This window comes from Weissella thailandensis (genome assembly GCF_001932615.1).
In the GTDB taxonomy this organism is placed as follows: domain Bacteria; phylum Bacillota; class Bacilli; order Lactobacillales; family Lactobacillaceae; genus Weissella; species Weissella thailandensis.
Genome location: NZ_CP014332.1, coordinates 1739312 through 1750930, shown reverse-complemented (window position 1 = coordinate 1750930; position 11619 = coordinate 1739312). Strand labels below are relative to the sequence as shown.

Genomic DNA, 11619 nt, shown 5'->3' with positions numbered 1-11619 from the left:
TAATCTTTTTCGTTTTGCGATAATTAAGTTATGGAACTACATAAATTAATAAAAGAAAAAAGAGAAAAAATTGGGCTAACACAAGAAGATGTTGCCTATAGATTAAATGTGACACGACAGGCTGTTCAGAAATTTATGTACCAAATACTAGGATAGGAGCATATTGCCTTAACAGCCAATTTGAATTTAGAAATACCTATTGGAATTGTAATTGAACAAAAAAAGAAGATTAATAATCGAAAGACTTATAAGTTTTTTATTGGTATGGTGTTAGGCTGGGAAGATGGGTTCTTTTTAATCCAAATAGCGAATAAGGATGGATTAGTTAATACAACAAAATCTTTAAAACAATTAGAAAAATCGTTTGAAAAAACTGATGCTGACAATAATAATTTTAATGATGATGGGAAATTTGATGTTCATAATATTATTGATGCCAGAAAAAAACAGGAACGTGCGATAGTAATACGACAAGGGCAATCTGATTTTAGAAAAAAAGTGTTAGATGAATACGATCATAAATGTGCTATTAGTGAAAATGATGTCGAAGAAGTATTGGAAGCTGCTCATATATTCCCATACAAAGGGAAAGAAACTAATACTATAAATAACGGGATTTTATTAAGCAGTGATTTACATTTACTATTTGATAAAAAAATGATTAGAATCAATCAAGATTATATTGTTGAGGTTTCTCCACGATTAGTTAACACTGTTTATAAAAAATATGATGGTCTGAAGCTAAAGTTACCGAGAAATGTACAAAGTTATCCAGACAAAACAGCGTTAATGAATCATTACGATTGTTGCGAATTTTAACATCAAAATTGTATTAAAAAATATTATTTATAAAAATATCGCAAAAGTTTGTTAAAATCTTCTGCGGTATTTTTTGTGTAGAATTATATAACTTTTAGCTGTATATAGGTAATGTAAATGATATTATTTACGCGCTAAACTACAGGGCGGAGCTTAGTAAAAGAGTTAAAGGAGCTGAAAAATGGAGCATAATAAATTGCAATTGCAGGTACATCTCTGTGGGTACGTCAAATCATTGGTTATAAAAAATAATTCTGGTCAAATGAATTAAGGAATCAATGTTAAAAATCTACTATCTGATGATATCGTCTACATCATCTTTGAAAATTTTAGTGTTTAATTAGCCCTCGCTTATGGGATGTTCCGTGGTAATAACGTTGTAAATAATTAAAATAGTATCATCAGAATTACTAAATGACGACTGCAACTCATTTAGTAAATCAGCTTGAATGATCGATAACCACCGATTAATACAATATGGTAAAGTGAAAAATTTGAGGTATAGTAAAAAATTCTCTTGTTTCTATGTATATGATTATTGATATTTGATGTTCTTTTAATTGCATTTTATAAGTGAGAATTGCCTAACTAAAAATATTGATTAAAAGAAGTGATTTTTTAATATGCTTATCTTGATGTATTAGGAATCTACAGATTAGAATTTTTTGGAGTAATCCGCCAAATAAGAAGTAAGATTTTTTAATTTTTAACGAATAAGAAAAGTTATAAATGTAGGTTTTTAATTAGAATTTATTTAATCTAAATAATTTTAATGGTTTATTTTTTTATTTGGATTCTCTTTAAAAACGAACATTAAAATAATAATGCATAAAAATAATTCATTTATTAAATGTGATAAAGTTATCAACAATGCTTATTTTAATCTTTTTTATATGTTTAAAAAGGAACTAATTTATTTATACTTCATATAATAAAAAATAAAAATAATTAAAATGTACAATTGTTAAAAATCGAACTTTATTTACTTAGATGTTTTATAATGTTAGGTTATTGGTGAAATATAAATATGAGGTGATAAGTCATGCATTTTACAAAGGTTATTCAAGGTAATTACTATTCGGCAGTATCTTCAAAAAAAGTTGCTTTCCATGAAAACAGCTTAGTGTGTTTAAATGATGAAGGCCAAATTGGAAAAATTGTTCAACAGGAAGAATCATCATATCAATTTGTTTTAGATCAGGCTAAGAAAGAAAATGTTTTATGGACATTAGCAGACAATCAGTACCTGTTACCAGGCTTTATTGATACTCACGTACATGCACCACAATGGCCAAACATTAGTCAAGCTTTGAATAGTTTGGAAGAAGATTGGTTCTTTAATTACACATTCCCATTAGAGGCTAAGTTCTCAGATGCGGCATTTGCTCATAAGGTATACGATAACCTTGTTCAAACGTTAATTGATCATGGTACGACAACCGTTTTGTATTTCGGATCGCTTGATAATGCTGGGAATGTTGAATTGGTTAAGTCATGTCAAAAGTTCCATCAACGTGGTCTAATTGGTAAGGTTGTTATGGATAATCCTGCTGAGTGCCCTGATTATTATCATGATGAATCAACTGAAAGTGCCTTGACTGATACAGAATCATTTATCCAAACCGTTGATAAAATGAATGCAGGTCAATTCATTAAAATGCAGGCCGTTATAACACCACGTTATCTAACATCATGTACATTAGAAGGTATGCGTGGCCTTGGAAAATTAGCTAAGAAATATGATCTATTGATTCAATCACATTGTAGTGAAAATAATACAGAAGATGCTTACGCTTTGGATAATTACAACAAACGCGATTCAGAAATGCTTGATGAAACGGGTTTGCTAACAGATAAATCTATCATGGCACATGGTACGCTGCTAAACGATTTTGATTTAGATCTTTTCCAAGAACGTGGTACGTCAATTGCACACTGTCCAGTTTCAAATGGTTTCCACGGAACAGCCGTTTTGCCTGTTAAAAAAGCCCTTGAAAAGGACATTAATGTTGGCCTAGGTACTGATATTTGTGGTGGTTATGAGCCAAGTATTTATCAAACATTACGTCAGGCAGCTATGGCTTCAGCAATGCTTAGTGATGGTGTCGATAACAGCATTGCGGCTGATAAGCGTGGTGTTGGTGATGCCCGTATCACAGCAGATACTGCGTTTTACTTAGCAACTGCTGGTGGTGCTAAAACTTTGCAACTTAATACGGGGGTTATTGAAGAGGGTGCGTTTGCCGATTTACAAATCGTTCACTCAAAGTATCCTGAATTTATTGAACAAACACCTTATACACGTTTTGAAAAACTAATGTATGAAACAACACCTAATGAAATTGATGTTGTCTTAACACAAGGGCTTGTGGCTAAAGGGGAACTTAAGTAATGGCTGAAAACAAAAAGTCAAATGATTTAATTTTAGGACCCGATGACACTTTACCAACCTCCGAAGCGACTGTTTTAGGCCTTCAACACGTGCTGGCGATGGATGCTTATGTTGGTCCGTTATTAATTGCTAGTATGTTAGCGTTAAGCGCAACACAAACCTCGTCATTTTTACAAGCTGCTTTTCTAGCCTGTGGTTTTGGAACAATTATTCAAACAGCAATCTTCATGAAAATGCCACTTTCACAGGGACCATCGTTTGTTCCGGCAAGTGCCATCGTTGGAATTTACTTTGCCAATGGTGGTAGCAATGGGGGAATGTCCGTTGTTCTAACTTCATGTTTAATTGGTGCTCTATTCTTAATACTATTGGGATTGTCTGGTTGGTATGAAAAGATTATTAATCATTTGTTGCCACCTGTTGTTGGGGGTACGATTATAACTTGCGTTGGTTTAGGAAATCTGCCCAATATGATGAACAGTAATATTTTCCACGCTTCGGGAAATGACTTTGAAAATATTGCTTTAGCTGGTATCACTGTAGGAACATTATTAGCTGTTGTCACGATTGGTACTTATATTACTAAATTACACCGTTTCTTAAAAGTATCCTCTATTATTATTACTATGGTAGTTGGTATTATTGTTTCGATGATGATGGGACTTATGGACTGGAATAGCTTGTCTTCAGCTGCTTGGTTTAGTTTTCCAAAGTTTACAATGTTCCACTACGGGTTTAACTTTAATTTATCAGCTACGATTACATTTGTTATCATTTATATGGTTCTAACGGCTGAAACTACGGGTACTTGGTTCGCTATGAGTGCGGTCACAGGTAAGGAAATTAAGGGAAAACAATGGAATCACGGTATGATTGGTGAAGGGATTAGTTGTTTGGTTTCCGTCTTAATTGGTAGTGTACCTATGACTGGTTACTCAACCAATGCTGGTATTGTTTCAATTACTGGTGTCGCTAGTCGTAAGGTATTCGTTGCTGCTGGCTTTTGGTTCATGATTTTAGGATTGTTTAGTAAGTTAGCTGCGTTGTTAGCTGCTATTCCGTCTCCGGTAATTGGTGGTATCGGAGCTGTTGTCCTAGTTATTATTATGCTAAACGGATTAAATACTATTGGTGATTTAAAAACAGCTGGTAATCAAAGCTACATTATTGGTATCCCAATTTCAGTCACAATGGCTTTGGCTTTGCTGCCTGATAAGTTTAAAGAAGCTGCCCCACAAATGCTACAGTACTTGATTGGATCACCGATTGCTGTTGCGGCAATCACTGCAATTGTTTTGAATTTAATTTTAAATCGTAAATCTAGTACAGCCTTACAAGTAAAAGGTGCAAAATAGTAAGCGAGCTGAGACAGAATAGCTTCGGTTGAATTAAAAAATAAAGCTGAAGCTACTGAATTTTTCAATGAATTCGGTAGCTTTTTCATTGCTAAGAAAACAGAGTAACGACTGTAAGTGGTACAAACGAAAGGCTAGCATAAATAATGCTATAATTTTTACATACTAATTTTGACATCAAGGGGGGATTTCAAATGAGTAAGGGAGCATGGATCAGCACCATTGTTGTGTTATTAGTCGTTGGTTTGGGGGCAGGTGGTGTACTATACGTTAACCATCAATCGCAAGATAGAGAATTAAAAGAAGAACAGGCTAAGAATAGTTCATTATCCGAAAAAATAGCTAGTTCAGATAAACAGAAAGAGACTAGTGAGAAAAAGTCGAGTTCGCAACAATCATCATCGAGTGTAAGTGAACCGTCGTCATCAAGTTCTGAGGAAACAAATCCCAATGAACCAGTTAATTTAACAACAGCACAAAAACAAGCCGTTAATAAAGCTTTTCTGAGTTGGGCATCAGACCGAGCTGAGGTTGGTAACATGGCAGTAACCGATTGGTATTTTGATCATGGTGCGGCTGGTCGTGGAGATTGGTATGCAAATACAGCTGATGGTGAAGTCCAAGTTCAGGACCAGAATAACCCGGGACCATCCGCATTTCTGGTACATGCAATCGGTGGGTGTGTCTTCTTAACAATGAAAGATGGTTCTACCGGACAACAAGATGATGTTGTGGAGTCCATTGCTGGTGGATATGGGGATAAAGCCGATATGGATAAACCCATTACAAAATATATGCTTGGTGATAATGGAAAAGTTTATGAATTGAGACTAGATAAAGGTGATACCAGTTTAACCTCTGGATTCGGTGAATATACAGATGAAGGACAACGCGGTGATTACACCCCATCATATAGTTTTAAGGTGTCAGAAGATCAAGCTGCCCAAGCTGAGTTACAGAAAATTTTGGCGGATTATCGTTAGAGATTGTGTAGAGCATCAATTTGGAAAAATTTCTAAAAAACCACTTGCAAACATTTGCCAAAGCGTGTAACTTCTTTATTAGATAATTATTAGAGAAAATGTGATGAAGAGAAGAGTAATTTCTAATTAGTTTGCCCAGAGAAGGTCGTAAGCTGAGAAGACCACAAGCGAACAGAAACGAAGATGAACTCGGAGCAATAATAATTGTGCAAGCACTTATTACGGTTAGACCCGTTAACGTTTCGCTTACAAATTAGTAAGTGATTGAGGTACTTTTTGTAAAAAAGGTACAAATTAAGGTGGTAACGCGAAGCTTTCGTCCTTGGATAAGGGGCGAAGGCTTTTTTATTTGCCAAAGTTTTAGTCATTAAAATAGTTAAACCAATTGGGGGAAGTATCATGGAAAAAGCAGAGAAAATTCAAATTTTACAAGATTTAATTGCCATTAATACCGTTAATGGTAACGAGTTGCCAATTGCAACGTACATACAACAAGTATTGGCCGAGCATAACATTACTGCGACGATTGATGAGTTTGGGGATGGTCGTGCTAATCTACAAGCGACTATTGGAAATGACAATGCTGATCACAAAGTGTTAGTCTTCTCAGGTCATCAAGACACGGTGTCAATTGATGATGAATCAGCTTGGCAACAACCACCATTTGGTGCGCAAATTGTTGGTGATAAGCTCTATGGTCGTGGCGCAGCAGATATGAAAAGTGGGTTAGCTGCTGAAATTATTGCCCTGATCGAGCTATCTGAAAATCCTGAGGTGACGTTAAATGGGACGTTACGTTTGATTGCTACGGCGGGCGAAGAATTAGGTGCTCAAGGTGCTTATCGGTTAAACGAGCAACATGCTATTGATGATGCAGATGCCTTGGTGATTGGTGAGCCGACTGACGGTAAAATTATTTATGCCCACTCAGGTAGCTTTAATTACCGCATTACCAGTCAAGGACAAGCCGCTCATAGTTCACGACCAGCCCAAGGAATTAACGCCATTCAAGGATTAGTTAATTACATTAACTTGGAAAAGGATTTGTTTGCTGATGCGCCTGAAGATCCTTACTTAGGCAATGTCCAACATAGTGTGACTGTGATTCGCGGTGGTGAGCAGGTCAATACTATCCCAGCAACAGCAGAATTACTTGGGAATATTCGACCAACGGAAGTATTTGATAACCAACATGTCATTTCGCGGATTGAAGAGACTTTGGCTCAGCTGAACAAACAATATGATGCTAAATTAACATTAGAAATCATCCATAATTTTGAGCCAGTTGAGACACCAAGTGACCATGAGTTTATTCAAATCGTTAAACAGGCCGCTCAGGATACATTTACTGATCGTGATGCTGTCTTATCAACAATGAATGGTGCAACAGATGCCAGCGTCTTTGTTAAGAATAATCCCGGACTACCAACAGTTATTCTAGGCGCAGATGGGGATAACACATCGCACCAATTGAATGAATACACGACGATTAGTAGTTACTTGTCATTGATTGAAACGTATCAACAAATTGCACGCGAGTTCTTAAAATAGAATAAATCGACACGCCATATAATAATAGGCTTTAAAAAGCGTATATTATATGGCGTTTTTTGTACCCAACTAAAAGAATGCAATGTCATGAATGCTTACAAATTAATTGACGCAGCAGTTTCATGTGACTATCATTAAAAATAAGATAATCCAATGAGAAACGGGGGGGCGTCCTGATATGCAAAGCTTTAGTCAACGGCAAATCACTGCCAACATTGTCAAAGGTTCTTTGGGAAATATGATTGAATGGTTTGATTGGTACATTTATGCGTCATTTACGATTTATTTCGCACCCTCTTTTTTTCCAAGCACAGATCAGACCACGAAGCTACTGAGTGCGGCAGGTGTATTTGCGGTTGGCTTTTTGATGCGACCTTTGGGTAGCCTGATTATGGGAAAATTTGCTGATATACATGGTCGACGGGCTGCTTTGACATTATCAGTGACGATTATGGCAACTTGTTCAATGATTATTGCGTTGGTACCAAATTATCAAACGATTGGTATTTTTGCCCCAACTATCTTAGTTCTCGTGCGAATGATTCAAGGACTATCACTAGGTGGTGAATATGGTATCTCAGCGACCTATCTATCAGAAATGGCTTCACCTAATCGTCGGGGTTATTATGCATCCTTCCAATATGTAACGTTGATTAGTGGGCAACTTGCTGCCTTAGCAATTCAGGGAATTTTGCAATTCTTCTTAAGTGAACCAGAACTACGCGCATGGGGATGGCGAATTCCATTTGTCATCGGGGCGTTGGGAGCTGTTTTAGTTCTTTATCTGCGTTTATCAATGGATGAGACGCAACAGTTTGAATCGACTGCCAATCAAAAAGATAAATCTTCTCGTGGCTCATTACGGGCACTGATGCAATATCCGGGTCAAGTACTGACAGTGATTGGCTTGACCTTTGGAGGAACGATTGCCTTTTATACGTATACGACATACATGCAAAAATACATGATCAATACGCTTGGGCTACCTAATCGCACTGTCACAGCGATTAATTTCTTGGCGCTATTTATTTTTATGGTCTTCCAACCATTGTTTGGTGCGGTTTCCGATAGAATTGGACGTAAACCGTTGTTGTATTGGTTTGGTATTATGGGGACGCTGCTAACGGTGCCAATATTTGTCGGCTTGAAGTACTTCTCAAGTCCCATGATGGCTTTTCTATTAATGTTGGGTGGATTATTGATTGTCAGTGGTTACACATCTATTAATGCCATTGTGAAGGCAGAAATGTTTCCAACTGAAATTAGAGCTTTAGGAGTTGGCTTACCATACGGCTTAACAGTCGCACTCTTTGGTGGAACGGTTGAATATGTCGCCCTTTGGACTAAGAGTATTGGTCATGAAAATATTTTCTTCTTCTATGTTTCCTTTGCGATTTTAGTCAGTTTGTTAGTTTATGTCCGAATGCTTGAAACTTCAAAGAGTTCGCCTTTAGAAAAATAAATAAATGACAAAGAGTTGGAACAATTTCTTCAGTTCCAACTCTTTTTATTGTCTCTTAATTCAAGAGACATATGTAACCAGTTGCAAAGGTGCAAATGTTATAATTTGCACAGGTAAGAAAAAAGAAAAAGCGCTTGTTGTGAATATTCGAACCGTGCGACAATAGTAGCAGTATTTGTATAAAAAAGGTATTTCGTGAGAGGGGACAACATGTTAATTGCTATTAATGTATTAAGCATCCTGGTATTTATCGGGGTGGCTTATCTATTTTCGAATGATAAAAAGAACGTACAATGGAAATCTGTTGGTATCGTTCTGGTACTAGAGGTATTTTTGGCTTGGTTTTTTACACAGTTCAAAGCCGGTCAAATTGCTGTGCAAGGAGCCGCTGACGGCTTTAATTGGCTGGTTGATGTGGCATCAGAAGGTATCGCATTTGCCTTACCAGATTGGTTAACGGCCAACAATGGTGGACCTAATTTCGTAACTTCGGCTTTGCTACCAATTTTGCTAGTTGTGCCATTATTCGATATTTTAACTTATTTTGGTATTCTACCATGGATTATTAAGTGGATTGGGAAAGCATTGACTTTCATTACTGGACAACCTAAGTTTGAGGCATTTTTTTCAATTGAAATGATGTTCTTGGGTAACACAGAGGTATTGGCGGTTTCTAAGAATCAGTTAGAGCGGATGTCAGCGAGACGTAATTTTACCCTAGCAATGATGTCGATGAGTTGTGTGACGTCAGCTATTATCGGTTCATATACCCAAATGGTGCCAGGAGAATACGTTTTGACAGCCGTACCGCTGAACATCTTGGGAGCGATCGTCATTACGGCAATTTTGAATCCAACCAAGGTTGAACCTGAAGATGATGTGATTGTTAAGGTTGATTCACAAAACGGTAAGAAAGAACCATTTTTCTCATTCTTAGGTGATTCAATTCTTGGTGCTGGTAAATTGATCTTAATCATTACCGCAACGGTTATTTCTTTCGTTGCTTTGGCCGCATTAATTGACCGTCTATTCAGTTTGACTGGCTTCAACTGGTTGACGCTTGAAAACATCTTCGGTGTTATCATGTTCCCATTTGCCTGGTTGATGGGTTTCAATGTACAGGATGCCTTTCAAATGGCCCAATACATGGGTACCAAGTTAGTTACCAATGAGTTCGTGGTGATGGGAGATATCTCAAAGTCAATTATGGCAAGCAAGGGACTATTTTCTAGTGAACACGCTCGAATTGTCATGACTGTATTCCTAACAAGTTTTGCTAACTTTGGAACGATTGGTATGATTCTTGGTGCCTTTAAAGGTTTGGTCAACAAGGAAAAAAATGAATATATCAGCTCACGTGTCGGTTACATGCTATTATCTGGTGTCCTTGTTTCATTGCTTTCAGCTGCAACAGCTGGACTGTTCGTTTGGTAAACATTAGTTAGGGTCGTTAACGATTTAAAGGAGGAATGTCATGCCATCTGTAATATTAGATATGGATCCTGGTATTGATGATGCAGCCGCTATTGCGGTGGCGGTTAATCATCCGGATTTAGATGTTAAGTTAATTACGACGGTTGCTGGCAATGTTTCGGTAGATAAGACAACTAAAAATACGTTGAAGTTATTGTCATTTTTTAATAAGAATATTCCGGTAGCGATGGGCGCTAAGGCACCCTTGAAAAAGGAATTTGTGGATGCATCTGCCATCCATGGTAGTTCTGGTATGCCGGGTTATGATTTTCCTGAACCCCAAAAGGAACCTATTGATTTATCAGCAGTTGAAGCTATTCACCAAGTGATTGCACAAACGGACGAAAAAATAACATTGATTGCAACTGGTTCGTACACTAATATTGCTGAGTTTATCCAACAATATCCCAATGATTTAGATCAGGTGGAACAGTTGATTTTAATGGGTGGTAGTATTTCCGGTGGCAATTGTAGTTCAGTTGCTGAGTTTAATGTCTTTACTGATCCGGATGCAGCGAAAATTGTGTTCGAAGCACCAATTGAAAAGACGATGATTGGTTTGGACGTGACGCTCAAAGCCTTGATCACGCCTGCGACCCTCAATACAATCAAGGACATGGGGAAGTCAGGCGATATGCTGTATAAAATTATTGCGGCATATGAGGATATTCATGCGGGCGGTAAACCCATGCATGATGTGAATACGATTCTGTATGCACTGGAGCCAGCTTTAGTCGTTACCAAGGAAATGAATATTGATGTGGTAACTGATGGTCCAGCAATTGGTGCGACCGTGGCTGATATCCAAAATAGATGGCATCAACCGGGTACGCATAATGCGAAGGTCGGTGTTGATATTGATGCCGAGAAGTTTAATCAATGGTTTATTGAACAGGTAGCGCGCATGCCAAAATGACAGGAAAATTTTATGGTAGTGAAAAATAAGTTAGGTATTACAACTTCTGCTGAATTGGCCAGAGTTGAGGAAAAGTTGACTAAAAAGGCAGCTAAGCAACTTTATGACACCGGCGACATAGATAAGATTGAGATTGGAACTTTCGCAGGATTGGCGGCTATTCATAAATACTTATTCCAAGATGTTTATGAATTCGCTGGCGAAGTTCGTCAAGTAAATTTGGCCAAAGGCAGTTTTACATTTGCACCAGTCATGTATCTACAGCCATCATTAGCATATATTGATCAATTACCACAAAGTACATTTCATGAAATTATTGAAAAGTATGTTGAAATGAATGTCGCACATCCATTTAGAGAAGGTAATGGGCGTAGTATGCGAATCTGGTTAGACATGATATTACGGCATACGCTGGCAAAAGTTATTGATTGGTCAAAAATTGAAAAAGAAGATTATTTACTCGCTATGTCACGAAGCCCAATTAAAGATACAGAACTAAAATACTTAATTAGTCATGCATTAACAGATGACATTAATGCCCGTCAAGTTTTCTTGAAGGGAATTGATCAGTCATATTATTATGAAGGATACGTAACCTATAACGTGGCGGATTTGGATTAGATACTTAATATATTTTTTCATAAAAAACGGTTGAGACGAAACAATGT

Annotated in this window: 10 protein-coding genes and 1 other annotated feature; all 10 genes read left to right on the top strand. The window is 37.1% G+C overall.

Annotation, left to right across the window (positions count from 1 at the left end; genetic code table 11):
- Window positions 1-30 precede the first annotated feature (30 nt).
- The 10 genes from FOL01_RS11560 to fic all read left to right on the top strand — a co-directional run bounded on the left by FOL01_RS11560 (window position 31) and on the right by fic (window position 11572).
- Window positions 31-156, top strand: coding sequence for a helix-turn-helix domain-containing protein (locus tag FOL01_RS11560; protein ID WP_083603475.1), 126 nt, complete (start codon window positions 31-33; stop codon window positions 154-156).
- 24 nt (window positions 157-180) lie between these two features.
- Window positions 181-819: an HNH endonuclease gene (locus FOL01_RS08675; protein WP_075270254.1), complete on the top strand. Its 639-nt coding sequence runs from the start codon at window positions 181-183 to the stop codon at window positions 817-819.
- Window positions 820-1861: 1042 nt separating this feature from the next.
- Window positions 1862-3211 (top strand): amidohydrolase family protein, encoded by a 1350-nt coding sequence (locus tag FOL01_RS08670; protein WP_075270253.1) that lies wholly within the window; start codon window positions 1862-1864, stop codon window positions 3209-3211.
- Window positions 3211-4566 carry a uracil-xanthine permease family protein gene (locus tag FOL01_RS08665; RefSeq protein WP_075270252.1) on the top strand — a complete coding sequence of 452 codons (1356 nt, stop codon included), beginning with the start codon at window positions 3211-3213 and terminating at the stop codon, window positions 4564-4566. Before FOL01_RS08670 ends, FOL01_RS08665 begins: the two co-directional genes overlap by 1 nt.
- A gap of 194 nt (window positions 4567-4760) precedes the next feature.
- The gene (locus FOL01_RS08660) at window positions 4761-5549 is read left to right on the top strand and encodes a hypothetical protein (RefSeq protein ID WP_075270251.1); all 789 of its coding nucleotides are present in this window, start codon (window positions 4761-4763) and stop codon (window positions 5547-5549) included.
- A 94-nt stretch (window positions 5550-5643) separates the two neighbouring features.
- Window positions 5644-5876, top strand: a binding site (T-box leader).
- 72 nt (window positions 5877-5948) lie between these two features.
- On the top strand, window positions 5949-7100 hold the full coding sequence (locus tag FOL01_RS08655) for an ArgE/DapE family deacylase (protein WP_075270250.1): 1152 nt from the start codon (window positions 5949-5951) through the stop codon (window positions 7098-7100).
- 178 nt (window positions 7101-7278) lie between these two features.
- Window positions 7279-8562, top strand: a complete 1284-nt coding sequence (locus FOL01_RS08650; RefSeq protein ID WP_075270249.1) for an MFS transporter — start codon at window positions 7279-7281, stop codon at window positions 8560-8562.
- A 210-nt stretch (window positions 8563-8772) separates the two neighbouring features.
- A complete protein-coding gene (locus FOL01_RS08645) occupies window positions 8773-9996 on the top strand; it encodes a NupC/NupG family nucleoside CNT transporter (RefSeq protein WP_075270248.1) in 1224 nt (407 codons plus the stop codon).
- A gap of 40 nt (window positions 9997-10036) precedes the next feature.
- A complete protein-coding gene (gene rihC / locus FOL01_RS08640; protein ID WP_075270247.1) occupies window positions 10037-10951 on the top strand; it encodes a ribonucleoside hydrolase RihC in 915 nt (304 codons plus the stop codon).
- A gap of 12 nt (window positions 10952-10963) precedes the next feature.
- Complete coding sequence (fic, locus tag FOL01_RS08635) at window positions 10964-11572, top strand: protein adenylyltransferase Fic (RefSeq protein WP_075270246.1); 609 nt, start codon at window positions 10964-10966, stop codon at window positions 11570-11572.
- Window positions 11573-11619: the final 47 nt, after the last annotated feature.

Excerpts from the sequence above, each read along its gene's own strand:
- FOL01_RS08660 (WP_075270251.1), top strand. The coding sequence starts at position 4,761 with ATGAGTAAGGGAGCATGGATCAGCACCATTGTTGTGTTATTAGTCGTT.
- FOL01_RS08650 (WP_075270249.1), top strand. The coding sequence starts at position 7,279 with ATGCAAAGCTTTAGTCAACGGCAAATCACTGCCAACATTGTCAAAGGT.
- FOL01_RS11560 (WP_083603475.1), top strand. The coding sequence starts at position 31 with ATGGAACTACATAAATTAATAAAAGAAAAAAGAGAAAAAATTGGGCTA.
- FOL01_RS08665 (WP_075270252.1), top strand. The coding sequence starts at position 3,211 with ATGGCTGAAAACAAAAAGTCAAATGATTTAATTTTAGGACCCGATGAC.
- fic (WP_075270246.1), top strand. The coding sequence starts at position 10,964 with ATGGTAGTGAAAAATAAGTTAGGTATTACAACTTCTGCTGAATTGGCC.
- rihC (WP_075270247.1), top strand. The coding sequence starts at position 10,037 with ATGCCATCTGTAATATTAGATATGGATCCTGGTATTGATGATGCAGCC.
- FOL01_RS08655 (WP_075270250.1), top strand. The coding sequence starts at position 5,949 with ATGGAAAAAGCAGAGAAAATTCAAATTTTACAAGATTTAATTGCCATT.
- FOL01_RS08670 (WP_075270253.1), top strand. The coding sequence starts at position 1,862 with ATGCATTTTACAAAGGTTATTCAAGGTAATTACTATTCGGCAGTATCT.
- FOL01_RS08645 (WP_075270248.1), top strand. The coding sequence starts at position 8,773 with ATGTTAATTGCTATTAATGTATTAAGCATCCTGGTATTTATCGGGGTG.